The sequence below is a fragment of the Vibrio sp. CCUG 15886 genome (assembly GCF_028570825.1).
Taxonomy (GTDB): Bacteria; Pseudomonadota; Gammaproteobacteria; order Enterobacterales; family Vibrionaceae; genus Vibrio; species Vibrio vulnificus_B.
The window spans coordinates 1,473,481-1,499,346 of sequence record NZ_JAQQBT010000001.1 but is presented as its reverse complement, the minus strand read 5'-3'; the positions used below and the strand labels follow the sequence as shown (position 1 = coordinate 1,499,346).

The following is a 25,866-nucleotide window of genomic DNA, read 5'->3' as shown; positions in this document are numbered from 1 at the left end:
GTAATTAATCACTTGATGAAATATTGATTAATTATTCGCGTATCACCGTCAGACTCAGCCGCCTATAATTCATCACACGTTTAATTTTGAAGGGCGGCTGATGACGGAACTCAACCCACGCCGAGGACGGCCAACGCACAACATCGACACAAGGCAACTGCTGATTCACCACGCACGCGAGTTGTTCACTGTGATGGAATACAACAACGTCTCCACCCGCTTAGTCGCGCAAAAAGCAGGCGTGAATGTGGCGATGATCCGTTACTACTTTGGCAGCAAAGAAGGGCTGTTCGAGACCATGCTGCGAGAAACCCTCGCGCCGATGCAAAAACAGATGCAAGCCCTAGTGCTCGAAAGTTCAGAGAAAAACCTGCTCGATATCATGCGCACTTATTACCGTGAAATGGTCAAAGTGCCTCAGTTTCCCCGCTTGATTGCGCAAGTGATGCGCATGGCCCCCTCCGATACCCAACGCAGATTAATGGAAAAAGTGATGAACGACATCACCCAACCGATGCAAGGGTTGATCTTCGATCGCTTGTTAGAAGGCGGCATATTGCGCCAAGGCGTTGATCCCAAATTAGCGCGCATCACCTTTATCAGCTTGATGGTATTTCCTTTTATGGCGCCTCCCGCGCTACTGGCGATTCACGGCATTGAACTGAATGAAGCTTTTCTCAACCGCTTGTTTGAACACAATATTCAACTGATGAAACACGGATTTTTGGACTCAGGAGCAGCCCATGACCCTCAATAAAAAATGGCTCTTTTTCCCCGCCTTGGCGGTGGGCGTGCTGGTGTTGGTGCTGGCGGTCAAACTCAAACCCGAACTGCCAGTGAAACCTGCCGATGATCGCGCTCGCTTGGTGGAAACTCTGCCGCTGGAACTCAAAGCCGTTGCCCCTTTAGCGATTGGTTTTGGCAAAGTGGCCCCCAAAGTGGAGTGGAAGGCGATTGCTGAAGTCTCGGGCAAGGTGATCTACCGTCACCCACGCTTAGAGAAAGGGCAAGTGCTCAAAGCCGGCACAGAAATTTTGCGCATCGACCCGCTCGATTACCAACTCAAACTGGTGCAAGCTCAAGCCGACCTCAAATCTTCCCAAACCTCTTTGGCTAAGCTCAACCAAGAAGAACAAAACCTCAAAAGCAGTTTGAAGATCGAATCCAACCGCCTCGCGATTGCCAAAAAAGAGCTCGAGCGCAAACAGAACTTGCGTAAGAAAGGGCTGAACTCACAATCGGATGTTGATCAACAAGAACAAACCACCCTTTCACAGCGCAAACTGGTGCTCGACATTGAAAACCAAATCGCCCTCATGCCCGATGAAAAACGCGTGGCAGATGCACTGATCAAGGTCAACAACGCCAAGGTGGATGAAGCCAAGCGCGCACTGGAAAAAACCATCATCACCCTGCCGTACGATCTGCGCATCGCGCAGGTGGACATCGAACAAGAGCAGGTGGTTAACCAGCAGCAAACCATGGTCACCGCGCACGGTATTGATGTGATGGAAGTGGAAGCACAGCTCTCGATTCATGACATGCAAACCCTCGCCGCCAGCTTGGGCGAGTTTGCGCGCGATGAATCAGGCATTCCGCAACCGGACATGACCTTTATTCAAGCTTACATTGAGCTGAGCAGCGGCAATTTAAGCGCCAGTTGGCCAGCCAAAGTGGCGCGGGTGAGCGAAACGGTCGATGCCAACCAAGCCACCGCTGGGGTGATTTTGGAGATAGAACAAGACTATCGTGAGCTCAATCCAACCTCATTGCCACCACTGGTCAATGGCATGTTTGTTCGCGCTTACATTGAAGGGCAAGCCAACCCCAATTGGGTGATTCCTGAGCGTGCGCTGCATGGCAACAAAATCTATCTGATGGATGAGCAAAACCGCTTGCGCATCGTGCCGGTCACGGTGTTATTCCGCCGCGACAACCAAGTGGTGATCGATGGCGAGCTTAGTCACGGGCAAAAACTGATCGTCAACGACCTATTGCCTGCGATTGAAGGCATGCAGTTGAAAGAAGCCAGCAGCGAGACGAATCCAGAGGAGAGTGGCTCATGATTCGTTTTTTCGCCAAACACCCGACCGCAGCCAACTTGTTGATGTTGACGCTGCTGATCCTCGGGATTTCGTCACTCTCCACCATCAAACGGGAAACCTTTCCGGAGTTTGATCCGCCGTACATTATGGCGGCGGTGGTCTATCCAGGTGCGTCACCCCAAGAAGTGGAAGAGAGCATTTGTGTGCGCATGGAAGATGCCGTGGATGGCCTTGCCAACATTGTCGAAACCCAATGTGAAGCGATTGAAGGCTCGGCGCGCTTAATCCTCAAGCTCAACGAGAAAGCGGACATCAGCCGCATGCTGGTGGATGTGCAAACGCAAATCAACGCCATCAACGATTTCCCCAAAGAGATCGAATCCCCAGTGGTGCAGGAGCTCGATTGGAACGAACCCGTGGTGGATGTGGCGATTACCGCCGACACCACATGGCCAGAACTCAAAGCCTATGCCGAACAGCTTAAGCGTACGTTAAAGCTCGATTATGGCGTCTCTTTGGTGAGCGTGGCAGGCTTTTCCGATCACCAATATCGCGTCGAACTCGATACCCAAGCGATGCGTCAGCTCGGTTTAAGCGTTGGCGATATTGCCGATCAAATTGGCCGCCAAAACGTCAAGCTCCCCAGTGGCAATGTGGAAACGCCCGACAAACATTTTCTGATCCGCTTTGATGAACGCCGCGTCACACCACAAGAGCTCAGCACCATAGTCGTAGGCTCTGGGCCCAATGGTTCGTTAATCCGCTTGGGCGATATTGCCACCATCAGCGACCGCTTCGAGCTCGATGAGCAAAAAGTGCTGTTTGATGGCCACCCTTCAGCCCTGCTGAAAATCAGTAAAAACAAAGAAGACGACGCCCTGCGCATCAAAGATCGCGTGACCCAATTTGTTGCCGACCAACAGGCGATCGCGCCCGATGGCGTGCAACTGGAAATGACCAACGATCTCTCGTCTGTCTTGTGGGATCGCCTCACCATGATGGTGAGAAACGGCTGGCAAGGTATCGTGCTGGTGTTTGCCACCATGTGGCTGTTCTTCAGTTTGCGCTATTCCTTTTGGGTGGCGGCCGGTTTGCCGGTGGCTTTTCTTGGCGGGCTGTTTTTGATGGCGCAACTTGGCCTTTCCATCAACATCATGTCACTGGTGGGGCTGCTGATGGCGATCGGCATCATGATGGACGATGCCATCGTGATCGCCGAGTCGATTGCGGCGCACCTTGATCGCGGAGAGGAGATCGACGATGCGGTGATCAAAGGCGTCAACAAAGTCCTGCCGGGGGTGATTTCCTCCTTCCTCACCACCGTGTGTATTTTTGGTAGCTTGCTGTTTTTGCAAGGAGAAATGGGGGCGGTACTCAAAGCGGTGCCGCAAGTGCTGATTTTGGTGCTCACCTTAAGCTTAGTGGAAGCCTTCCTCATTCTGCCCAACCATTTGGCGCATTCCCTGCACAAGCAAAAACAGGAAAAACCGGACCTCAAATTCAAGCAAACCTTACTCGAACACTTTGAGCATTTTCGCAATACCACCTTGGTCAATGCCGTGGAAAAAGTGGTGGAATTTCGCTACGCCTTTATGGGTAGCGTGTTAGCGCTGCTGCTGATTTCTGCCGCGACCTTGGCTGGCGGGCTATTGAAGTTTCAACCCTTCCCAGAGCTTGATGGCGATATCGCCGAGGCACGCATCATTTTGCCGCCGGGTGCCTCTTTGGCGCAAACCGAAGCCGTGGTTGATAAAATCGTCGCCTCTGCGCAAAAGCTGGATCGCCAGTGGAGTGAAGAGAAGGAAAACGGCACGCCGTTGGTGCGCCATATCACCAGCCAATTTAATGCCAATGCCGATGCTAACGAATCGGGCCCGCACATCGCCACCGTGCGGTTGGATCTGCTCGGCGCTGAAAGCCGCAACACGGTGATTGACGAGTTTATTGCCGCGTGGCGTGACGATATCGGCGAGTTGGCCACACCAATTTCACTGGTGTTTAAGCAACCAACCATGGGCCCGGGTGGGCGCGCGATTGAGATCCGCGCCAAGCACGATGATCTTGATGCGCTCAAAGCCGCCTCTATCGACATTCAGCAATACCTCAACCAGTTCGCCGGCGTGCATGGGGTGTTGGATGACATGCGCATGGGCAAAGAAGAAGTGTTGGTCAAACTGCGCCCTGGCGCGGAAGTGTATGGTATTAACGGCCAGTTGATCGCCAACCAGCTGCGCGCGGCTTTCTTTGGTCAAACCGCCGATGAAATCCAGCTCGGCGTAGAGAATATTTCGATTGAAGTGCGGCTAGATAAAGTGCAAGCGGGCGATTTGCAGCAATTAGCTAACTTCCCGATCATGATGGCCGATGGCAGCCAGATCCCGCTCGCCACCATTGCTACGCTCGATTTTCAGCGTAACTACGTGCGCATTCAACGCATTGACGGGCTAAGAACCATCAGCGTGTTTGGCGATGTGGACAACACGCAAGCCAACTCCACCGCGATCATTCGTCAGTTCCAACAGCAAGAAGCGCCGAAGCTGATGCAAAAATACCCCGACTTACGCTTTGATTTTGAAGGGGAAGCCAAAGACACCGCCGAGACGGGCTCTTCAATGGGCAAAGGCTTTTTGCTCGGCTTGTTCGGGGTATTCGCCATTTTGAGCTACCAGTTCCGCAGCTATTTGGAACCGTTTGTGGTAATGCTTGCCATTCCTCTTGCCTTTATTGGCGTGGTGTGGGGGCACATTCTGCTCGACCATTCGCTGAGCATGCCAAGCATGATGGGCTTTGTTTCGCTGGCGGGGATTGTGGTCAACGACTCGATTTTGCTGGTGCAATACATTCGCCATCATGTCGACGAAGGCGACAGCGTGCACGACTCGGTGGTGAAAGCGAGCCGTGAGCGTTTTCGCGCGGTGTTCCTCACCTCCATGACCACCGCTGCGGGTTTGTTGCCGCTGCTCACCGAAACCAGCTTGCAAGCACAGGTTATCCAACCTTTGGTCATTTCCATTGTGTTTGGCATCCTTGCTTCGACCTTGTTGGTGTTGTTTATGATCCCAGCCGCTTACGCCATTTTGGCCGATTTTGGTTTGGTGCATAAACACCAAGAGATATGAAGCAAAATGAGTAAATAATCGGCAAACGAGCGAGGCCCAGCGCCTCGCTCCCTCGCTTTGTGACCTTGCTGGCAACCCCATATGACGCTTTGAACTATAGTTAATGCAATCCTCATTCACTGGCCAACTCAATGCAAACACCTGAAAAACCGGACAACGAACCGCAACGCATCGCGGACCTCCATTCGCTCAACATTTTAGACACCGCCGCAGAAGAACGTTTTGATCGCGTCACTCGCATCGCGCGTCGGCTGTTTGATGTGCCGATCGCCTTGGTCAGTTTGGTGGATGAGGATCGCCAGTGGTTTAAATCCTGCTTTGGCCTTGATGTCAGTGAAACACCACGTGATATCTCCTTTTGCGGCCACGCCATTCTCGGCGCTGACACCTTGATTGTGGAAGATGCCAGCCAAGATGCGCGCTTTGCCGACAACCCTTTGGTTACGGGAGCACCACACATTCGCTTTTACGCTGGCGTTCCGTTGATGTTTGAACACAGCTCCTGCTTAGGCACCTTGTGCATCATCGACACCAAACCGCGCACGCTTAACGAAGACGAGCGTTTGGATTTGATCGATCTGGCCAAGATGGCCGAGCGAGAACTCGCCGCCACGCACAGCGCCTCGATTGATGACCTGACGCAGATTTCCAACCGCCGTGGCTTTATGACCTTGGCGAAAAAGAGCATGGCCTATTGCGAAGTGGGCGATTACCCCTACTCCATTGCCTATTTAGACCTCAACGGTTTTAAACCAATCAACGATCAATTTGGCCACCAAGAGGGCGACCTCGCCCTCAAAGCGTTTGCCGATACCATGAAAAAGAGCTTCCGCGAGTCTGATGTCTTTGCCCGTCTGGGTGGTGATGAGTTTGTGGTGTTTATGTCTGGCGCGTCTCGCGCTGTGGCGCAAATCGCCATTCAACGCTTTACCGAAGCCTTGCAACACTACAACCAGAGCGCCAACCGAGGCTATGATTTGTCCTTCTGCGCTGGGATTGTTTCGGTCGAGCCCGATGCCAACATCAGTTTGGATGAGCTTCTTTCTCAAGCAGATAAAGCCATGTACCAGCAAAAAGGCAACAAAACGCCACGAAGTTGATGTGACTCAACGCCCTCGAGCGATGGAAATCCTAAGCAAAATAGGTACAATCCTCGCTCGATTTTTTGACTTGCGCGGACTCCCTCATGCACACGCCGGACCCTTGCTTTACCCCCTTCACCACCGTTATCGACGGCTACGCCATGCCCGAGCGCTTTACCTTCCCGTTTTACTACACACCGCATCCGTTGTGTGTATTAGCGGCAGAGCAGTTGCAACAGCATTTGCTCACTCAGCAAGAGTGGCAGCACAACTTTGGCTTGTTGAACGGCGAAGTGGTGAGTGACGATGAGAGCGCGATTGGCAAAATGTTTGGCGTGCTGTTGGTTGAAAATGCGCAAGGTGACATCGGCTTTTTGAGCGCGTTCTCGGGCAAAATTGCCGACCAAAACCTATTGCCCGGTTTTGTGCCACCGGTGTTTGACATGCTGGCAGAAGAGAGCTTTTTTCGCCGCGAGTTGTCAGAAATCACCGACATCAACCATCAAGTGAAACAGTTGTCGCAAAGCGCAGAGCTGGCACAACTTCGCCAGCAAATTGAGGCTGACCGCCAAGCTTACCAAGCGCAAGAACAGGCTCAGCGCCAAGCTATGATCGAAGGGCGCGCCGCACGCAAGCAACAGCGCGAGCAAGCGGAAACAACGCTCACTGGCGATGCGCTCAAGGCGGTGTTGGATGATCTCGCCAAACAAAGCGTGGCCGAGAAAAACGTACTCAAATACCTCAAACTGGAGTGGGATGAAAAACTCGCCAATGAGGAGGCACGTTTGCAAGAGCTGCTTACTCAACTCGACGAACTCAAAGAGCAGCGCAAAACCTTATCGAACGCCTTGCAACACAAATTGTTTGCTCAGTATCGCTTCCTCAATGTGCGCGGGGAGCAGAGCGATCTCAACGCGATTTTCGCACCGACCACCAGCCCTGTGCCACCAGCAGGCTCTGGCGAATGTGCCGCACCAAAACTGCTGCAATACGCTTTTACCCACGGCTTGAAACCACTGGCAATGGCGGAATTTTGGTGGGGCGTTTCGCCGAAATCGGAAGTGCGCCAACACAAAAAATTTTACCCATCATGCCACAGTAAATGCCACCCCATTTTGGGCCATATGCTGCAAGGGCTGAACATGGACCCGAACCCGCTGGAAGAAAACTGGGCAGAAGACAAAGAGCTGGAAATCGTCTATCAAGACGAGGCGATGGTCGTTGTCAACAAACCGTCTGGGCTGTTATCGGTACCGGGCAAAACCATTACCGATTCCGCTTATACCCGTTTGCAAGCGCTATTCCCTGACGTGGAAGGGCCGTTTGTGATTCACCGCCTAGACATGGCGACATCGGGACTGTTGGTGTTTGCCCTCACCCGCCGCGCTAACAAGAGCCTGCAAAAGCAGTTTATTTCTCGTGGCGTGCAAAAGCGTTATGTGGCGCTATTGGAAGGTGAAGTGCCGCAAAGCCAAGGGGAAATCACCCTGCCCATGCGAGGCGACCCAGACGACAGGCCGCGTCAGTTGGTCTGTTTTGAACACGGAAAACCCGCACATACTGATTGGCAGTTGATTGAGACTCGCGATGGCCGCAGCAAGCTCTACCTCTACCCAAGAACAGGGCGCACTCACCAACTTCGCGTTCATTGTGCCCATCACCTTGGTTTGAACATGCCAATGGTTGGCGATGGTTTGTATGGTGAGAAAGCCAACCGACTGCACTTGCACGCCGAGTCGCTTGAACTTGACCACCCTTACAGCAAAGAGCGCATGCATTTTCAAGTGGATGCCGAATTCTAGTTCGTGCCTTTCAGCGTGTGGCGCTGGTGCTCAACAAGCGCCATACCAAACCAATCTCGACTCAACATTTTCGCTCTATTTACGGTGCCACTGAGTAATGCCACTGGCCATTGAGTAAATAGAGCGATCTATCGCCAATCGGTTTGAGCTGCAACCAACTCATCCGATGCTACATCCACTGGTTCAGCACGGCAACGAACTTCGGATGAACCAAATAACCAATCGCAGAATGAGGGTTGGACTGCCCATCTCTCACACACAAATTGTAGATGGGGTAAATGTCTTTCATCCCGCCTTTGACTAAGCCTAGTTGCAGCATCTCTTTGAAATCGTTTTTGATGCGATTGTCATGAGAAATGTAATCGTCTTCCGCTGAAATATTGCACCACTGGTCAATGTTAAGTGGGTAGCGTTTTTTACCGCTTAAGCTGCTGCCTTTCAAACGCGCCTTCACGTTTTCATCCCCCAGCGGCGAACCTAAAGTGATTAAGAGATCGACTTTCTTTTCAGCGCCGTAGTCGTGGCGATATTCGCCGTAATGAGAGAGCTTCCACAAACAATCGTAACTGATCATGCTACCCAAGCTGTGCGCGACCATCATGACCTCGTCGCCACTATCAAGTGCTTCTTTCAGTTCTTTGGTCAGTCGCGAACGCAAGTCACTGCCGTAATAACTGTCTTCATTCCAGTAATGCGCCATATCGGGGGCGACACTGGTGATCAGCGGCTCTGCCAGTTTTAAATGGCCCAATACCGCCGAGAATGTGTCTGCCAAGGCTTCCGCCAAAAAACCCAGTTTAGAAACCTTTTTGTAGTTCGTTTTGGTGAAGCCGTTGCGCGGGTATTGTTTTAGCTTTTCTAATGCCTCAAAGCGGCTTTGAGGATTTTCGATAGGTTCTCCAAATAGCTCATTGGAGAGATCGCCATAGTAAATAAATCGCTTTTCTATCTGCTTAAACGCCTGAACACGGCTTTCGCCGTAATCTCGTAATAAGCCGTGCTGAATGGCGTCGAACCACAGTGTTTGTAAATCGTTTTTGTCTGGTTTCGGCGCTCGGCCATGAATAAAAAGTATTCGCTTTGCCATAGTTCCTCCTGACGTGAAATGATGCGTGGCTCCAAAATCGACGCACGCATTCTCAGGTTAGGAGTGGGAAACTATCACAGAAGTGACACCCATTGCATAAACAGCGCAACCCTTGCGAGCTGGCTCTGTTTTCGTTCTGAGTCTTAAAGGTGAAGCAAGAGGCTAAGAAGTGAAACGCCACTCGGGGAGTGGCGTTTCTTGCGGCTTCGGTATTAAATTTCATTAATAACTAACCTAACATCCTATAAATATCAACTATGATTATTTAATTGTTCAATTCATATGCAACTAGTGATTAAAGTAAAAATGAAGTGTATGATGAAATTCCACATTCAAACAAAACAATGCAGACCCCATGAACTTTACTTTAGTCCCCCAAAACCAATCAATACCATTACAGGGTAATAATAAAGCTTATTTACAAATTGATAACTGGAATGATTATTCATTTGTGACAATGTTTTATTTAGTTGTATTTGATGAATATGGAATAAGACATGATATCGGAAACGTAAAAATTGGATTTAAGGGGCAGACGACTAAACAAGCGACACACTGTAGCCTACTTCCGATATTTAGCTCATTGTCAGATAATTATTTTTCTCTAGGTGAAGGTGTTGAGTATTATAAAACGATTAAAGAAAAGTTGTCTCCCCAGCTCAAAGACAACCTCTTAAATGGATTAAATGACATTGTTGTAAAACCTAACATTGTAAGTTCAATTGAAAATGAGGAAGTATTGGGTACATCATTGTTGAGATATACAAGCTTATCTGTTGTAAAAGGACAATTAACTCGCATTTTAAACGGTGATGCAGAATTAACCCCATATAACTTCGGTTTTTTCCGCAGTGAAAGTAATGATCTATCTGATTTATCATTGAATTTCCAAGTTGTTCCCACATCAAAGCCTAAGTCAAACATTCACGCAATTATTGGACGAAATGGAGTAGGTAAAACTACATTACTAAACGGTATGATTGCGAGTGTTATTGAGAAAGATAGTTCAAAGGGACACTTTTTTGAAAATACTTCTGTTGGACCAGGAAACGCTATCAGTAATGATTACTTTAGTAGCATCGTATCCGTTTCATTCAGTGTATTTGACCCTTTTGTTCCACCATTAGAAAGAGCCGACCCATCAAAAGGAACTTGTTATCATTATATTGGACTAAAACAAACATCAAAAGAAACACTTAAAAGTTTGGGGCAACTTCATATTGAGTTTTATAGCAGTCTAAGAAATTGCTTTGTTAGTAAAGCTAAAAAAGAGCGATGGTTGAAAGCTGTTAAAACTCTTGAATTTGATAGTAACTTTTCTGAAATGGATCTTGGAAGATTAGCAAACATTGATGAAGAGTATTTTAAACGTTCTGCGATACACCTTATTTCTAAAATGAGCTCAGGTCATGCAATAGTGATTCTAACTTTAACTAAGTTGGTAGAAAAAGTAGAAGAAAAAACACTTCTTCTTATTGACGAACCTGAAAGCCATTTACATCCTCCTCTATTATCAGCATTTATTAGAGCATTAAGTGATTTACTATCAAATAGAAACGGAGTAGCAATTATTGCAACTCATTCACCAGTAGTATTGCAAGAAATACCTAAAAACTGCGTTTCAAAAATAACACGCTTTGGACAACAAATGAGTACCTCACGTCCGAAAATTGAAACATTTGCAGAGAACGTTGGCATGCTGACCAGAGAGGTTTTTGGTTTGGAAGTAACAAAGTCTGGTTTTCATGAGCTTTTACAAGCTTCAGTCGACGAAGGAGGTACATACCAAGACATTCTTAATGGCTTTGAACAAAAAATAGGAATCGAGGGACAGTTCTTACTTCAAAGCATGATCTCAAATAGAGAAATAGATCAGGAGAAATAATGAAAAGATTACCACTGCCTGACTATAAGTTTTTGTCTATTTACGATGTTTGCCTTAAGGCATTAACTCCTGCCAGTCTACCCGCTATGCTGGCGATACGCGATAGCCTTCCGAGCTATCAAGAACTTTATAAGCAAAGAGCATCGAATTCGACTTTACACCAATCAACTCAATCAAGGCACGGGCACTCAGAGGACATTGTTGTTGGTAACGTAACGAAATCTGATTTCGTGAGTTTATATGAAGACAGCTTTGTTAAGACTGGTACAGAAGGCAGAGTTATATATGATGCCCTAAGAGCATCTTCCGATGGGCAATGCCCACTCTGCGGAATCGGAAGTGTCTTTACGCTCGACCACTATCTACCAAAAGCAAGATATCCACTCTATTCAGTACATCCTCATAATCTAGTTCCTGCGTGTATGGACTGTAACAAAGGAAAAGGAAGTGCGGTTTTAAATACCAGCGCCGACGAACCATTGCATCCATACTTTGTATCTCAACATTTCATTGATGAGCATTGGATTTCTGCCGAAATTATTGAAACAACTCCAGTTACAGCTCGATTTTTTCCGGCGCCTCCCGATACTTGGAGTCCAATTTGTCAACAAAGAGCTTTAAATCATTTTAATGGCTTTAAACTAGCCAGCAGATATAAAACTCAAGCATCTCTGTTCTTCACAATGTTTATCGAAAGTGTTAGAGAGTTAAAACATGAACAGGGTCTAGGCACTGAAGAAATACAAGCTAATTTTTTAGCTAAGTCATTAGCACAACCGCCGAACTCAATAACACGAGCATTAATGGAAGCCATTGGTCGAAGCAGTTGGTTTTGTTCTGAACAATATTCAGTACACAGAACCAGTTAGAAAAATCTGTAAGTGTGCTGACTCCATCTCAACTAACAACTGGCAGTGAATTTTGCAATAGTACCACTAGAATGCTTATGAATTTCCGCACTAATAAGGAATAGTGCGGAACATAGCATCAATCTCAACTCTGTGATCTTGCTGCTTTCTTTATGCTTTAGCTGTTGAAACTTTGTACAAGGCTGTCATTATCTACCACAAAATAAATGGGTTACATTTTGCCCCGTTTTTATGGGTGCGATGTGACCGAATAAGGACATCAAATGGGTGTAACACCCTTCGAGGTATACCATGCAATTTTCTACGATTTCTCGCGCGCTGTTAGTCGTTTCTACGATGACATTGGCGATGCCAACTCAGGCTATCAAACTCACCGAGAACCAGATCGAACTGGGCATCAATACACAAATCGCTTGGATGAAAGACTCTGGCGCATTTACCCAATTTGCGGCTTGCAGTGGCAAATCGGAAGCCACCATTATTCAAGGCTTTCGCAAGTTTATGGATAAGTGTATGAGGGGTGATGAGAGCCAATATGAGCTTTGCTACACCAATGGCGTGAAATCAGTGCTTGGGGTAACGGACGCACGCCTAGAAGCTTGTATCGATCAGTATGGCGACGATGACGAAGAGCGTTATTACGCACTGAAAGAGAAAGAAGAGAAGTTGCAAGCTGAGCTTGATGAGTTGAATAGTCGCAATGACGATTCCGACGCGCACTGGAATAAGATCGAAGCACTAGAGAAGCAGCTTCAGGATCTCTATGCAGAGATGGAACCACTCGAGCAAGCAGAAGCGGATCGCTCGCAGCGTGAATGGGAGTTGGCAACCAATGAAGTGCGCAAAATGAATAAGAAACTCGCTCCGCTGAAAGAGCATGCCCCCCACAACCTACCCACTGGCCTGGATGAACCGTGGCTAGGTATGACACCGAGCTTTGACCACCTTCCGCCTGAGTTGGCCTCAGCAAAAGAATCACAATGGGCCATTTGCGCCAATATGATCAAAGACGTGACCTTGTCAGCGGAAAGCATTGGTGCGGTGAAGCATCAACCTGAAGCGTACGGCATTACCGATGAGCAAAATCAGCAAGCATTACGTGAGATGTACCATGCTTCCAGCGGCACCTTCCTCGATAAGATCGATGAGAAGATTGTTGAAATCAGCTTAAAGGATTGGCAATTTGCCCATACGGAGAAAGGGATGTACGACATTTCGAAAAAAGCGTGGGACTGGTGCCAAGCGCAGCCTGCTGAGAATTTCGTCGGCCTTGATGATTCTCGCCTTTAATCGTAAGGCGTAAAACACGCCAGCTAGGAAACACTGAAAAGTAAAAAGCACTGAGTGAGTTCAGTACTTTTTGTTTTTGATTACCGTTCTGATTTAACGTGGCTTGGCGAGCGTTTTGTAGTACTGCTCAGCTTGCTTCAATGAGTAGAAGAAGGTTTTGCCATCATGGTGCTTAGACTGAGTAAAACCCGCTTGAAGGTAAAACGGCCAGTTATGTTCCTCGGCACGCAATGCGATGGCATAAACGCCAATGGCTTTGGAACTGACGAGCGATTGCAAAATGGCTTTACCGAGCAAGAATTTGCCCAAGCCTTGCCCCTGAACAGACTGACACACAGCAAGCCGCCCGAGTAGGATGCAAGGTACTGTTGAATAGGAGACATCCCGCCTTGGCCTGACCGTCAGCGCGGCTTTTTCAATACTGCCACTGCTGAGAGTGAAGTAACCGATGACTTCTTTTTTCCCCTCATCATTGAGGTAGAAACAAAGATAAGGGACCAGTAGCCCCTTATCTGCTTCCTTATGCATTCTCGACTTGAGGAACTGATTGAGGTGTTCAATGCCACAGTCAAATGGTTCGAAATCATAGTCTGATTCGGCGTCGTATCGCTCAACGCTTACTTGTTGATTTTTACCGACCAAGAATCCTCCATGGATGAACTTAGAATCTCTTTCATTAACTCGGTGGGCTCAACAGGGTTTTGCAACGCAGACATGACACTTTCCCATTGTTCATGAGCGACCAATAATCGCTTTTGCTCCGCGATTACCGATTCCACTCTCTGCGCGACCGTTTCTGCAATGAACCGACTCACGGTGGTATTGCTCAGCAAGGCAGCTTCTTCAAGCGCCCTTTTCTCTTCTGCTGTGACTCTCAATTCCACACGTTCTTTTTTTAGTGCAGACATAGTTGTACCTACTTATTTTCCGCTCTCACTTCAAACTTAATGTACGTCACTTGTCCGTACGCTTAAATCTTATACTAGCTTGGTGATGTGTCAATCTATTGTTCATGAATCTCAATCACAATCTGAGCGACTTCGCTAAAAGAAGGGCGAGGAATCTTGATGGGGTAAAGTGAGATACGCCAAATATAAAAAAGCACTGAGTGAGTTCAGTGCTTTTTGTTTTCGTCTTCAGTTTGCGTCTTTGCTTTCGTTTAAAGCGCGCTGGTTTAGCTGGCGCTGCGTTGTTTGGGCAGCAAGCTGATTAAGCTCATGATGCCGAGTAATACGGCGAACATCACCGAGGCAAAGCGCACCAGATCATCGCTGATGGCGCTGATGCTGGTTGAGGTGATGCCGTAAAACACCAACACGACGTAGCTCGAATACATCAGTTGAATGGAGTTGAAGCTGGCTTTTTTCTCCATCGCATGAATGCCCATAAAGAGCGAACTCACTAACGCCGCGCCTAGCGAGCCCACCAAGTTCACTTGGAACAAGCTGACGATTAACGGCGGCACTGCATAGAGCACACTGGCGTAGGTGGTGATGAGCCTTCTCACGCCATAATCGCGCCCGACGATGGGGTCGGGATCTTTCAGCACCAAGGCCACAATGATGGTGATGATGGTGCTTTGCTCTAAATCGAGACGAATGGTGAAAACTAACACCACCATGATGATGATGGTTTTCATCAGCGTCTGCCAATCGAGCGTGTATTTCATGCTTGAAGAACGTGCTGCCGCGTTCTCTGCCAGTGGCTCACCACCGGGGAAGATGAAATAGGCCAGATAGGCTGTGAATCCCGCAATGAAGATATTCGCCAACAAGGCAAATGGGATTTGCTCTACGTCGATCCCTTTTTGTTGGGTGAATACCGCAATCATGGCGGTGGAAACAATCAACAGTATCGCCAGCACGTCTTGTGAGTTCTTTTTGGTGCGTTCCATACACCAGTAAAACACGCCAAATAAGAACAGATAGTAGACCTGCGGATAGTCAATCAGTAGGTTGCTTACGAACGCCTGTACCCAAGCGGTAATAAACAGAATTCCCCCCATGACCAAAATCATCGCCAGCGGTGGTGGCTCATGGGTGGTGGTTAAGAACACCACACACATGGCAGGCGCCAGCAAGGGTAAATCCGTACCGAACACGTACTGCCAGAACAACAGCAGTACGGGAAACATCGCGACTCTAAGCAGAGGATTCGCGGCGCTACGAAACATAACTAATGTAGCTCCATGCCCAGATCCATAGGTCTTGCAGTCTTTCTGCAATGTAGCTTTCCTCTGGATAGAAGCCAACCACCGCGCGGCCACTGTATCTTAGGGTAATGTTGTCTGGTAAATCGGAAAACTCAATGTTGACTGGGAAGCGTTGTGCTTTCGGGTTGTTGGTTGGCGATGACATCAAGCCTGTGCCAGCATCCACTGAAAGGCTACCGTTGCCACTGCTGCCCCAACCAATGGATGAAATGCTGCCTTCAAACACTTCTCCTGGGTAAGCATCAAAGACGATTTTGACTTTGTCGCCCGTTTTTAGGTACGCCAGTGAGTTTTCTCGAACCATCGCGGTTAACCAAAGGCTGTGGTTGTTCACGAAGGTCAGTAGCGGTTGGCCAGCGCCTGCGTAGTCGCCCACTGCCACATCCATATTGGTGATCACGCCATCGGCAGGCGCAAGCAATTTGGTGTGGTTGAGGTTAAGCAACGCTTGCTCAAGACGGTTCAACACCGCTTGGATCTCTGGGTTTTCTTTGCCACGAGGGCCAAACTCTTGTTTGGCTTTTTCCAGCGCAGAAGAGGCTTGTGCGAGGTTGGCTTCGGCCGTGTCTAGCTCTGCAACCATGTTGTCCATCGCTGCTTGGCTAATGGTGCCACGCTCGACAAGCACGCGGTTACGCTCAACGTTTTTTCTCGCATTGGCGACTCGCACGCGCGCGGCCACTTCGTTGGCTTTGGCCACGTTGATCGCTGCCGAATCCGCTTGGTAGGATTGCGCCGCTTTTTGTAGGTCAAATCGCGCCGCTTTAACCGCCAGCTCGAAAGGGCGAGGGTCGATATTCACCAACTCATCCCCAGCTTTGACCGTGGCGTTATTGGCAATGTGGATTTGAGAAATTGGCCCGGACACTTCTGGGCTAATGCGGATCACTTGGCCGTTGACACGGGCTTGATCGGTCATCGGTGTCACGCGGTCGGCCCACAGGGTATAAACCCAAAGGGCAATCACGACGGCAAAAATGTAGTACGTGAATGAGCGCGCTTGTTTGAGCTTTTTATTGTCTTCTGATGCGCCTGTTGTGGTGTTTTGTTCTGACATCATGGTTCCTCAATTAAATCGTGTTCTGCTCAAGTAGATTGACTTTCTTATAGATAATGCTCTTTTTCGTTCTCACCTCAACAAACAAGGTAATGACGAACGCAAATACTCCGATGAGAATCACGGCGGTATTTGGCGAAACCAGCACTTCACCGGCGTATTTGGTCCAGATCACCGCTAAGGCGACGAACCAACCAAACAAAGCCCCAGCCTGCATTAATGCGATGGGCAGGAGATCTTTCCAAAATGAACGTTGCAGTTCATGGCTGTGTTGAGGGTGACTGGTTTTGAGCTGACGAAGAAACAGCTTTGAGGTGATCAAAGACAAAATGATCCCCAAACCAAAGGTTAAGGAAATCGCTTGTCCCCAAACGGTCACTTGCGAATTGGAGATCATCTCCATCGACATTGGGACCGAACTCATTCCTTTGAAGTGGTGACTTGCGATATAGCCGTTAAGGGCACCGTTTATCAGTCCTGCGATTAATGAATCTTTTACTTGGATATTCATTATCTACCACCTAGCGAGTGTGAAGAATAAGGGCGGGGAGTATAATCCCATCACTCTACTGAATGCATACGCCAGCCTTGAAATCTCATATTCCAGCTTTGTATAGAATAACGGACACTATTATAGCGCCCGTTAATTTTTTGGTACAAAACACGATGCGTTAGCTGAGTTTATAACGCGTCCAAACTTGCGAGCGCCAACGCCTTGCCATGATGAGGCCACGGAACCACTCGTCGAGGGCAATCGCCATCCATGCACCGAATACGCCATAGCCCCAGTGAATACCAAGCAGATATGAAAACACCACGCCTAAGCCCCACATACTCAAAATGCCCATTTGCACTGGGAATTTGATGTCCCCCGCCCCTTTCAGCGCCGAGATGAAAATCAGGTTAAACACGCGCCCCGCTTCCAACACAATGGAGCCCATCACGAGGGAACCCGCCAACAAGAGGATCTCCGGCTGCTGAGTAAACAGAGTTAAGATCGCATCGCGCATAAAGTAGATGGTGCTCGCCACCGTGACCGAAGAGGCAAAGCCAACCAAGAAGTAGAGTTGCACCCGTTTGGTGATGCTCTCTATCCAGCCTTTGCCAATGTAGTAACCGGTTTGAATTTGCGTTGCTTGGCCAATGGCTAAAGCAAACGCAAAAGAGAAACGCGCGATGTTCTGCGCATAGGTAAACGCCGCAAGAGACGAGGTGCCCATCTGCACCACAAAATAGACGATGGTGATTTGCGCCATATTGTACGAAAGCACTTCCCCTGCGTTCATGCCGCCGATTTTGAGAATTTTCTTGTAGACCGCTTTAGGCACTTGCACAAGTGAACGCATTGGCAAGGCGATGGAACTGCGCCACAGCAGCACGCCCAGAATCGTTGTGCCGATCACCTGGCTGGCTACCGTCGCAATCGCCACTCCTTGCACGCCATATACGGGCAAACCAAACGGCTGATAGAGCGCAATGTAGTTACCGATGATGTTGAGTACGCCACTGATGAGGTTAACTGTCATGGGTGAGCGCGAATAACCGTGGCTGCGCAAAATAGTGGTAAAGACAATACCAATGGTGACGTTAAAGGTCATCGCCCCGCTGATGAGCAGGTATTCTTGCGCGTATTGTTCCACCTGAGCTTCCAAGCCATAGTAAGGGAGCAAATGCATCGCACCGAGCACCGCCAACACACTGAGCATCACGCCAATGACGCTGGAAAGCGCAATACTCGCCACCCCAACGTGAGTGGAATCTTGATCGCGCCCAGCTCCGTTGTATTGAGCAATGAGAATCCCAGTGCCGCTACTGACAAAGGTAGAGACAATGATGAGGAAGAACGTCAGTTGGGTGATCACCCCCACCGCCGACACCGCTTTGTCTGAATAGCCAGAAAGCATGAATACGTCGCTGGTGCCGAGCGCTGTCCGTAGCAAAATTTCCACTAATATCGGCCACGCGAGCGTCACGATAGACATGCGTTGGTTGATATTTTGGGTTTTAGCCATGTTGTTGACCTTAAGGTTGAAAATACACTGTCAGTAAAACAAAAACTGCTCCACAAAACGGATGCGGAGCAGTCAAAAATGATGATTTGAAATGTGTGCCTTATTGTATAGGAACTGCGCACAAAGACACACAAATTTTATGGTTAAGTCGCGTTACGCTTGCCACTCAAAACGCAAGGTTTTCAGCTCGGCTCCTTTCTTCACAAATTGGGTGTCGATTCGATAAATCCCCGCTTGTAAATGGATGGCGATGCCCTCGATTTCAATGGTTTTTCCCTCGGTGCCATTGGTGGGCAGCGACATGGCAAATTCACCATTGATGCTCAGACTGCAAGAGGATTGCGCCAATGGTTCGCGATCATAGGCCATTTCGGCAAAACAGAGATAATGCCCCGCTTGCGCGACTTCCACCCAGAGTTCGCAATGGTTTTGGCTGTTCACCACCATGCGCTGCGTCACAGGCAACAGCGGTGCGGCATCGGGCAATGCGTCCGCTAGCGGCGCAAAAGGTTTCACCGCCTGATACGCCTGCAGCGGCCTTTGCATCACTGGCGCTTGCAAAATAAAGCGACAGATGTTCATCGCGCTGCGCTGCAACTCGCCTAACGTTAACTCGCCATGCGTTAACGCGTTCAAGGTGTCGTCGTCCATGGGATTGCGCTCAGCGGCGTCGTTTTCCACCACCATGTAGAGATCGTTTTGCGCTCGCAGCATATAGCCAGTAAAGCGCTTACTCTCTTCACCCCCATCCACGGGATGATTCATTTTCGCCCACCAGTCGGTCATCACAATGCCGGTATAACCCCATTCACCGCGCAAAATGGTGGTGTTGAGATCGTAGTTGGACGCCGCCCAATGGCCGTTGACCGGATTGTAAGCGGTCATGATGGTCGATGCCTGACCATACTTCACCGCCATTTCAAACGGCTTGATGTGGATTTCACGCAGCGCTCGCTGTGACATGACGCTATCCACATCCACGCGTGCGGTTTCTTGATCGTTGGCCGCAAAGTGTTTGATGGTGCCGGAAACACCCGCTTGTTTTAAGCCTGTGGTTTGCGCAGCCGCAATCCAACCGGTTAACAGTGGATCTTCCGAGAAATATTCGAAATTACGGCCATTGAGTGGATGGCGATGAATGTTGATACCCGGACCGAGCAAGGTGTCGATTTGGTAAGCTTGCAACTCTTGGCCCACCAAATAATACAACTGTTGATTGAGCTCGGTGTTCCATGTGCAGGCGAGCAGTGTGCCAATTGGCACTTGGGTCGCTTGATGGCCGCTGTCCATACGAATGCCCGATGGGCCATCGGCCGCTGCGGCCACCGGAATGCCAAACTCAAACAGTGAAGTGCATACCCCACCAAACGCCGCGGCAGTGCCCGGTGTCACTTTTGGGCTGCACATGCCTTCACCACGCACGAGAATGGCCAGTTGTTCGGCGGTGAGTTGGGCAACAAACGCTTCTAGGCTGGCGCGACCTTGGGCGACATCGGCTAGCTTAATGCCTTGATCGCCTGTGAACGCATAGGTTGGCGGCAAATTCGCTTCGATTCGCTGCGCCAGATCCACCGTACGCTGTGGCACAGGCTGATAGCGGGGTTGATAGACGCCATTGGCGTGGCGCTCGGCAGGCACAAGACGCTCAAACTCACGGGTTGGCGCGCAGGCTTCACTGAGTGTTTCCAGTGAGGTGGTGTGCTCAACCCACCATGTCGCGTCGATTTTCTGCGCTTGGCGCACGCTGCCGCCAAGGTAGAAATGGTACTGCCCTGCTTCAAGCACATAACTGTTTGGGTAACCACTCGCACCGCTATCATCAAACGACGCCAGCAAAGCCACCGGCACACTGATGCGCACCACTTCGCTGCCGTTTGGCGCTAGCTCGCTAGTTTTTGCAAATCCACACAGCGCTCTGGCCGGTTTGCCAAGTTGGCCTTGTGGCGCTTCAACATACAGCTGCACCACTTCTTTGCTGCTAAATTGCTGGCCGATGTTGCGCACTTCAATCTCAAAAGACAGCGACTTGGCGTTGGCGAGATCGCCGCCAGCATCAACCACGTCACTCGAGCACTGCACCAAACGGCGCTCAAATTGGCTATAGGATAAGCCCGCACCAAATTCAAACTGCACCGCTTCTGGGGCAAAGGTTTCAAAGTAGCGATAGCCAACGTAAATATCTTCCGCATAGAGATTGAAATCTTTGCGGCCAAAATGGGCGGAAGAGGGGTAATCTTGCAAACGATGGGCGATGGTATCGGTCAAACGGCCACTGGGTGAGACAGCCCCAGACAGCACATCGGCCAACGCATGACCGCCTTCCATCCCTGCCGCCCAACTGTAGAGCACCGCTTTGATCGCTTGATGGTTTTCAAGGCGAGTTAACCACGACATATCGATAATGTTGGTGACGTTCATCACCACGATCACACAGGAGAAATGGCGGCACACTTTCGTTAGCATGTCCGTTTCCAATTCCGTTAAGCGGTAGCTGCCTGCTTCATCGGCGTAATCTTTGTCTTCACCGGCGGTGCGGCCAATAAACACCAGCGCTTTGTCTGACTGCGACGCAGCCTGCGCCACCACCTCATCGGTCAGTGGCATTTCATGTTGAAACCATGGCTCTGCCGCCCAGCCACCGCTGCCATCATCAAACGGATGGTGGGCTAGCCAATCTTGATACAGGGAGACTAACGAAGTATTGAGTTGAATCGCGGGGTTGGCTTGCAGACCTTGCATTGCATTCACTGCATAAGGCACGTTCACCGCGCCACCAGAGCCCGTGCCGCTGCGATAAGTATCCATCTGGCAACGGCCAAACAAAGAGAGCACCTGCGATGGCTCAATCGGCAGGGCTTGGTCATCATTTTTCAGCAGCACGATGCCTTCTGCCGCGGCTTGTCGGCTCACTGACACCAGTGCTTGCTGCGCTTTTTCTATCGCTGGATTTCTCATCGCTTTATCGCCTTCTTCTTGCCTTATCTTGGCCTTATTTTTGCCTGCGGCATTCTCATTGATTGAGCTTCAGTGTAAGCTTGCCAAGTGCGCAATTCTACCAATATACCGACCAATAAAAGGAAAATAGCGACATGAGCATCACCTATCAGTTGCAACATCATCTTCGCTATCCCCACTTCAAATTTGCTTACGTTGATGGCCACCACCACAGCGATTTTGGCCTGCATAAACACGATTTTTCAGAGCTGTTTTTGGTGGTGAGTGGCAAAGGCAACCACCTTGTTGCTTCTCATGTCTATCCACTCACTGCTGGGGATGTGTTTGTGATCAACGGCGATATTGAGCACGCCTTTCAGGATGTCGATCGGCTGGAAATCATCAATTTGATGTTTGAAGCGGGTACGTCGTTTTTCGAAACGCCCTCATTGAGAAAACTCTCTGGTTATCAGGCGATGTTTAAGGTTGAGCCAATTGCCCGCCAAACCGGCGAATACCGCGCCAAGCTCACCCTCAATGACGAGCAACAACCATTGATCACGCAGTTGATTGAAGCGATTCGCCACGAATACCAACAAGGGGAAAGCGGCTTTGAAACCATGCTCACCAGTTTGATGCAGCAATTAGTCATCACCCTTGCGCGCATGTATCAGCAGCAAACGCACGATCTGCCCAACACCACGCTGGCGCTCAGCCGCGCACTGATTTTTATTGAGCAGCATTTTGCCGACGGCGAGATCCACAGTGGGGATGTCGCTCAAGCAGCGTTTGTCAGCCAACGCCAATTGGAGCGGCTGTTTAAGCAGTTTCTCAACACCTCTCCCAACTTGTATTTGCGTGAAATGCAGCTCAATTACGGGCGCGATCTCTTGAATAACGAAGCTGGTATGTCGATTCAACACGTAGCAGAGCAGTGTGGATTTAGTGATAGCAACTATTTTTCCAAGTGCTTTAAGCAGAAGTTTGGCCTAAGCCCTCGCCAATACGCTCGGCAGCCGAAATGAAAAAAGCCGCTGTTGTCAGCGGCGTAATGAATGGCAGTGGCATGCATTCATGCAACAAAAACAAGTTCCCCCGTATTGCTCGACTTGCCTGTTGCCAAACTGGGAGTGGCGGTCCCCTAAAGTGCCACTCCCTACTGGGTAACCTCTCCCATTACCCTACAGGTGGCTTACCACCACATGTCTGCTTGGATACCCACAAGGATGTCCGCTTTGTCACGCATTGATCCGTCTAGGTATGTGGCAAGGAAACGGATTTCAGGTGCTGGGCCAAAACCCGTTGGAACGATGATGGTTGGTGCAACCGTCAGTTTGTAGTTAGTGGCATCGTCACCCACGCCGTTTGCGTCTTCCCATTTGTTGTACTGGAAGCCCGCTTCTGTCGCGATGAAGAAGTTTTGCGCCACTGGGAATGATGGACGAATCATCGCCGATGCCCAGCTGTCTTTGCCGCCGTTATCGAGATCGTTGTATTGACCTTGGATAGAGTGGAAGATGCTCACGCCGTTTTCAAAGAAGTAGCCACCCCATACCAATGCACGCGCAGAGACATCACCGCTTTCCACTTTCTTCATTTTGGAAGGGCCTTCCAACGCGCCATTGCCCGGTTTCCATGCGTTGTAAGTGGTGAGCGTACCGCCAAGTAGCTGACCAGAACCAAGACCTTTACCTGCCTGAGCGATGTACTTGGTAAAGCCTTTGTCTGATAGACCAAACACTTTGTCTGAATGAACAATCGCGGTCATCTCGACACCATTGCTGGCGTATTCTGTACCATCGACAAAGTTGTCTGGTAGATATTTACCCATGGCGTGCAGTTCTACACCATCAAAATCAACGCCTACGTGCACCGCGTGCATTGGGTTGTTCGAGTTGGTTGCCCAGAATGAATCTTCTGCGTTATCACTGGCAACATACGCGAAATCCCACTTGTAATCACCCAGTTGAACGCCTTCGATACCCACACCGGTACCCGACATGTCGGTGTAGAAGAAGTCGGTCATGAAGATGTAGTTGTCTTTGCCATAGAAGCGCGTACCGCCCCATAGCGTGCCAGTTTCAGTCACGCCATCAAACTCAACGAAGGTTTCTACCATACCGATGCTGCTGTTCGCCGCATCTGCGTTGGTGCCAAGTTGGTTGTTGCCAGCTGACTGTGCGTTATCGGCACCTACACGCGTTTTGATGCGAATTTTTTGGCCGTCATCGTTTTCAAAGTTTTTCTGTAGCGCAAGCTCAAAATGGTTGTCCGATTCAATACCCAAGCGGCCTAGACGCTCTTTAGATGCTGGGAATTTTGAACGTTTGAAATCGTCATTCTTGCTGTACAGTGCGCCCGCACGGAAGTAACCGTGGAACTCAAAACCATCTGATTTTTCAGCATGAACAACAGGTGCAGCGGATAGGCCCGCAGTCGCAACTAGACAAGCGAGGGTAAGCTTAGAAAGTTTCATATTAACTCCATGTTCCATCATTAGCCCTTAAAAGAAAGCGCTTTCTTTATTCTTTATAAAAAAACTGAACATCGATGACGAACGCAAACCAAGAATTCACGTTCAACTATGCAATGAAGCTAATAAATTAAGAGCCTCAACCGCCTTGTTCAGTGCAAGAGAAGTATAAAAGGATCTTCTAAGATAAAACCGTGATCAGCCTCATCAAAGAAAGCGCTTTCTCGGACATTCATCACAAATTGATATTTAGCTTATCAATGAATGAAAGAAACACTTTTAAGCCGTTTTGTGCCTTAAAAAACGAAAAGTGCCTTAAAAATGCCCTAAAAAACAAAAAGCCCGTGATTTTCACCACGAGCTTGGGCCATTCTGTGTCAGTTAGCGTTTTTCGAAACGAATATTATCCAAACTGAATGTCATCGCGGCAGTCGGTTCAAACACCAGTAAGTTGTTGATCATTTTAGGATCGGCTTGATTACCTGCAACAAAGCGGTTGGACTGCGCTAAGAGATCCGCCAGTTTGATGCGCACTTCCCCCCACTGATCAATCGGAGGTAGTGCCACCGTCATGTCACTGGTTTTTGGCCAGCCACTGTCGATCTTCACCATCAACTCACTGCCGTCGGTCATCGACTCCACTTTGATATCAAAGATCAGCTCGCCACTCTCTAACCAATGGCTCACGTCAGTCGTGGGTGACCGGAAATAGAGGTTACCCGCGCCATTTTGCTTGGTGATTTTCAGCACTTGGCCGTGATCACCATCGGCCACTTCTTGGTGCGAAACGATATCCATTGGATCGTAACTGCCGTACGCCAAGTTGCTGTTGAGGCTTTCGGAAAAAATATCTAGGTTTGGCCCATCGGCGTAGCGGTCATCCTGCGCCAAAATTGCTGGGGCTTGATGTCCTTTGACCTTCACCGCTTGTTCACCGATGGTCGCACAGCCTTTGCCTTTCCAGCGATCCGCCGAGCAGCGATATACTTTCACGTAATCCACCAGCATGGTTTTCGGGAAGTCCGATTTATCTATCCCTTTTTGGTTGGCATTGGCCGACCAAGAGCCGCCCACGGCAAGGTTGAGCAGCAAATGGAAACGTTCATCAAACGGCGCTGCGCCTTTGGCGTTGACCAGAGCACCATCGACTTTGTATTGGCTGTACCACTCATCTTGCGTTTGTGTCGCGTAGTGAATGTTGTCGACGTACCAACGAATTTCCCCTTCTTCCCACTCAATCGCGTAGGTGTGGAAGTCATCAGCAGGGTTGATGTTGTTCGGCAGTGACGCGCCTTGCCCACTGTAGACATTATCTGGCCATGCTTTGCCATAATGCAGGCTGCCGTAAATGCGATTTTCACCATCACCCGCTTGTGCTCCTGGCGCATCGGATTGCGCTTTCAGGTTAACCGCTTCCATGATGTCGATTTCACCAGAGGCCGCCCAAGTGCCGTATTTGTTGTCGGTCGGCAGCATCCAAATCGCTGGCCACGTTCCCTGCCCTGATGGCAGTTTGGCGCGAATTTCAAAACGGCCATATTTGTGGTCGCGTTTGCCTTTGGTGCGCAAACGCGCGGAGGTAAATGGCAAGGTTTTGTTGGCACCAGCGCCGACTTTGCCCTCTGGATTGTCTGGGCCGTTGTAGCTCTCTTTGTGCGCGACGATATGCAAATAGCCATCTTGCACAAAAGCATTACGCGCACGTTTGGTGTAGCACTGCTGCTCGTTGTTGCCGCCGCCCCAGCAGTTCTCTTCTAAACTCCAGTTGCGCTTGTTGATTTTGTCGCCGTCAAACTCATCGACCCACACCAATTGCCACTGATCGCTTGGCTGCGTAGGTTGATCCTGTAGCATCACAGGCTTTTTGGTTTGGACAAGATCGGTTGCGGATGCGCTGTCGCCAGTTTGGCTGCAGCCCGCCAAAAGGCCAAGAGAAACGGCCAAAGCAAGCTGGTTAATTCGATTACGATTGTTCGATGTCATGATTCCTCCGCACGGG

General features: G+C 49.5%; 19 protein-coding genes. 9 read left to right on the top strand and 10 right to left on the bottom strand.

Annotated features, from left to right (window positions below; all coding sequences use genetic code 11):
* Positions 1–100: 100 nt before the first annotated feature.
* The 5 genes from PQQ36_RS06315 to PQQ36_RS06295 all read left to right on the top strand — a co-directional run bounded on the left by PQQ36_RS06315 (position 101) and on the right by PQQ36_RS06295 (position 8,048).
* Positions 101–757, top strand: a complete 657-nt coding sequence (locus tag PQQ36_RS06315; RefSeq protein ID WP_263179835.1) for a TetR/AcrR family transcriptional regulator — start codon at positions 101–103, stop codon at positions 755–757.
* Positions 744–2,066 (top strand): efflux RND transporter periplasmic adaptor subunit, encoded by a 1,323-nt coding sequence (locus PQQ36_RS06310; protein WP_273660584.1) that lies wholly within the window; start codon positions 744–746, stop codon positions 2,064–2,066. Before PQQ36_RS06315 ends, PQQ36_RS06310 begins: the two co-directional genes overlap by 14 nt.
* A complete protein-coding gene (locus PQQ36_RS06305) occupies positions 2,063–5,164 on the top strand; it encodes an efflux RND transporter permease subunit (protein ID WP_273660583.1) in 3,102 nt (1,033 codons plus the stop codon). The genes PQQ36_RS06310 and PQQ36_RS06305 overlap by 4 nt, the downstream gene beginning before the upstream one ends.
* 131 nt (positions 5,165–5,295) lie before the next feature.
* The gene (locus PQQ36_RS06300) at positions 5,296–6,264 is read left to right on the top strand and encodes a GGDEF domain-containing protein (RefSeq protein ID WP_273660582.1); all 969 of its coding nucleotides are present in this window, start codon (positions 5,296–5,298) and stop codon (positions 6,262–6,264) included.
* 86 nt (positions 6,265–6,350) lie between these two features.
* Positions 6,351–8,048: an RluA family pseudouridine synthase gene (locus PQQ36_RS06295; protein WP_273660581.1), complete on the top strand. Its 1,698-nt coding sequence runs from the start codon at positions 6,351–6,353 to the stop codon at positions 8,046–8,048.
* A 169-nt stretch (positions 8,049–8,217) separates the two neighbouring features.
* Here PQQ36_RS06295 and PQQ36_RS06290 read toward each other — a convergent pair whose 3' ends face one another.
* Entirely contained in the window at positions 8,218–9,135 is a 918-nt protein-coding gene (locus PQQ36_RS06290) for a hypothetical protein (protein ID WP_273660580.1), read from the bottom strand.
* A 355-nt stretch (positions 9,136–9,490) separates the two neighbouring features.
* Here PQQ36_RS06290 and PQQ36_RS06285 point away from each other — a divergent pair, with 355 nt between their 5' ends.
* The 3 genes from PQQ36_RS06285 (at position 9,491) to PQQ36_RS06275 (ending at position 13,179) form a co-directional block, all read left to right on the top strand.
* Positions 9,491–11,020 (top strand): AAA family ATPase, encoded by a 1,530-nt coding sequence (locus PQQ36_RS06285; protein ID WP_225489744.1) that lies wholly within the window; start codon positions 9,491–9,493, stop codon positions 11,018–11,020.
* Positions 11,020–11,889 carry an HNH endonuclease gene (locus PQQ36_RS06280; RefSeq protein ID WP_225489743.1) on the top strand — a complete coding sequence of 290 codons (870 nt, stop codon included), beginning with the start codon at positions 11,020–11,022 and terminating at the stop codon, positions 11,887–11,889. Before PQQ36_RS06285 ends, PQQ36_RS06280 begins: the two co-directional genes overlap by 1 nt.
* A 291-nt stretch (positions 11,890–12,180) precedes the next feature.
* On the top strand, positions 12,181–13,179 hold the full coding sequence (locus PQQ36_RS06275; protein WP_273660579.1) for a hypothetical protein: 999 nt from the start codon (positions 12,181–12,183) through the stop codon (positions 13,177–13,179).
* A 93-nt stretch (positions 13,180–13,272) separates the two neighbouring features.
* Here the strand turns inward: PQQ36_RS06275 and PQQ36_RS06270 are convergent, their stop codons facing one another.
* The 7 genes from PQQ36_RS06270 to PQQ36_RS06240 all read right to left on the bottom strand — a co-directional run bounded on the left by PQQ36_RS06270 (position 13,273) and on the right by PQQ36_RS06240 (position 21,415).
* A complete protein-coding gene (locus PQQ36_RS06270; protein WP_011082196.1) occupies positions 13,273–13,821 on the bottom strand; it encodes a GNAT family N-acetyltransferase in 549 nt (182 codons plus the stop codon).
* Positions 13,797–14,087 carry a type II toxin-antitoxin system TacA family antitoxin gene (locus tag PQQ36_RS06265; RefSeq protein WP_011082195.1) on the bottom strand — a complete coding sequence of 97 codons (291 nt, stop codon included), beginning with the start codon at positions 14,085–14,087 and terminating at the stop codon, positions 13,797–13,799. Before PQQ36_RS06265 ends, PQQ36_RS06270 begins: the two co-directional genes overlap by 25 nt.
* Positions 14,088–14,353: 266 nt before the next feature.
* The gene (locus PQQ36_RS06260) at positions 14,354–15,352 is read right to left on the bottom strand and encodes a DUF2955 domain-containing protein (protein WP_015727429.1); all 999 of its coding nucleotides are present in this window, start codon (positions 15,350–15,352) and stop codon (positions 14,354–14,356) included.
* Positions 15,342–16,448: an HlyD family secretion protein gene (locus tag PQQ36_RS06255; protein ID WP_043877631.1), complete on the bottom strand. Its 1,107-nt coding sequence runs from the start codon at positions 16,446–16,448 to the stop codon at positions 15,342–15,344. The genes PQQ36_RS06260 and PQQ36_RS06255 overlap by 11 nt, the downstream gene beginning before the upstream one ends.
* Positions 16,449–16,461: 13 nt before the next feature.
* A complete protein-coding gene (locus tag PQQ36_RS06250) occupies positions 16,462–16,959 on the bottom strand; it encodes a permease (protein WP_103193653.1) in 498 nt (165 codons plus the stop codon).
* A 160-nt stretch (positions 16,960–17,119) separates the two neighbouring features.
* Complete coding sequence (locus tag PQQ36_RS06245; RefSeq protein WP_047111516.1) at positions 17,120–18,460, bottom strand: MATE family efflux transporter; 1,341 nt, start codon at positions 18,458–18,460, stop codon at positions 17,120–17,122.
* A gap of 153 nt (positions 18,461–18,613) precedes the next feature.
* Complete coding sequence (locus PQQ36_RS06240) at positions 18,614–21,415, bottom strand: glycoside hydrolase family 3 protein (RefSeq protein ID WP_273660578.1); 2,802 nt, start codon at positions 21,413–21,415, stop codon at positions 18,614–18,616.
* Positions 21,416–21,549: 134 nt separating this feature from the next.
* Between PQQ36_RS06240 and PQQ36_RS06235 the strand changes: the two genes are divergently transcribed.
* Complete coding sequence (locus PQQ36_RS06235; protein ID WP_015727425.1) at positions 21,550–22,419, top strand: helix-turn-helix domain-containing protein; 870 nt, start codon at positions 21,550–21,552, stop codon at positions 22,417–22,419.
* A 167-nt stretch (positions 22,420–22,586) separates the two neighbouring features.
* Here the strand turns inward: PQQ36_RS06235 and PQQ36_RS06230 are convergent, their stop codons facing one another.
* Positions 22,587–23,870 (bottom strand): carbohydrate porin, encoded by a 1,284-nt coding sequence (locus tag PQQ36_RS06230; protein ID WP_011082187.1) that lies wholly within the window; start codon positions 23,868–23,870, stop codon positions 22,587–22,589.
* A gap of 378 nt (positions 23,871–24,248) precedes the next feature.
* A complete protein-coding gene (locus PQQ36_RS06225; RefSeq protein ID WP_015727423.1) occupies positions 24,249–25,850 on the bottom strand; it encodes a glycoside hydrolase family 16 protein in 1,602 nt (533 codons plus the stop codon).
* Between the last annotated feature and the right edge of the window lie 16 nt (positions 25,851–25,866).

Coding starts and splice junctions, on each gene's coding strand:
- PQQ36_RS06315 (WP_263179835.1), top strand. CDS start 101: ATGACGGAACTCAACCCACGCCGAGGACGGCCAACGCACAACATCGAC.
- PQQ36_RS06310 (WP_273660584.1), top strand. CDS start 744: ATGACCCTCAATAAAAAATGGCTCTTTTTCCCCGCCTTGGCGGTGGGC.
- PQQ36_RS06305 (WP_273660583.1), top strand. CDS start 2,063: ATGATTCGTTTTTTCGCCAAACACCCGACCGCAGCCAACTTGTTGATG.
- PQQ36_RS06300 (WP_273660582.1), top strand. CDS start 5,296: ATGCAAACACCTGAAAAACCGGACAACGAACCGCAACGCATCGCGGAC.
- PQQ36_RS06295 (WP_273660581.1), top strand. CDS start 6,351: ATGCACACGCCGGACCCTTGCTTTACCCCCTTCACCACCGTTATCGAC.
- PQQ36_RS06290 (WP_273660580.1), bottom strand. CDS start 9,135: ATGGCAAAGCGAATACTTTTTATTCATGGCCGAGCGCCGAAACCAGAC.
- PQQ36_RS06285 (WP_225489744.1), top strand. CDS start 9,491: ATGAACTTTACTTTAGTCCCCCAAAACCAATCAATACCATTACAGGGT.
- PQQ36_RS06280 (WP_225489743.1), top strand. CDS start 11,020: ATGAAAAGATTACCACTGCCTGACTATAAGTTTTTGTCTATTTACGAT.
- PQQ36_RS06275 (WP_273660579.1), top strand. CDS start 12,181: ATGCAATTTTCTACGATTTCTCGCGCGCTGTTAGTCGTTTCTACGATG.
- PQQ36_RS06265 (WP_011082195.1), bottom strand. CDS start 14,087: ATGTCTGCACTAAAAAAAGAACGTGTGGAATTGAGAGTCACAGCAGAA.
- PQQ36_RS06260 (WP_015727429.1), bottom strand. CDS start 15,352: ATGTTTCGTAGCGCCGCGAATCCTCTGCTTAGAGTCGCGATGTTTCCC.
- PQQ36_RS06255 (WP_043877631.1), bottom strand. CDS start 16,448: ATGTCAGAACAAAACACCACAACAGGCGCATCAGAAGACAATAAAAAG.
- PQQ36_RS06250 (WP_103193653.1), bottom strand. CDS start 16,959: ATGAATATCCAAGTAAAAGATTCATTAATCGCAGGACTGATAAACGGT.
- PQQ36_RS06245 (WP_047111516.1), bottom strand. CDS start 18,460: ATGGCTAAAACCCAAAATATCAACCAACGCATGTCTATCGTGACGCTC.
- PQQ36_RS06240 (WP_273660578.1), bottom strand. CDS start 21,415: ATGAGAAATCCAGCGATAGAAAAAGCGCAGCAAGCACTGGTGTCAGTG.
- PQQ36_RS06235 (WP_015727425.1), top strand. CDS start 21,550: ATGAGCATCACCTATCAGTTGCAACATCATCTTCGCTATCCCCACTTC.
- PQQ36_RS06230 (WP_011082187.1), bottom strand. CDS start 23,870: ATGAAACTTTCTAAGCTTACCCTCGCTTGTCTAGTTGCGACTGCGGGC.
- PQQ36_RS06225 (WP_015727423.1), bottom strand. CDS start 25,850: ATGACATCGAACAATCGTAATCGAATTAACCAGCTTGCTTTGGCCGTT.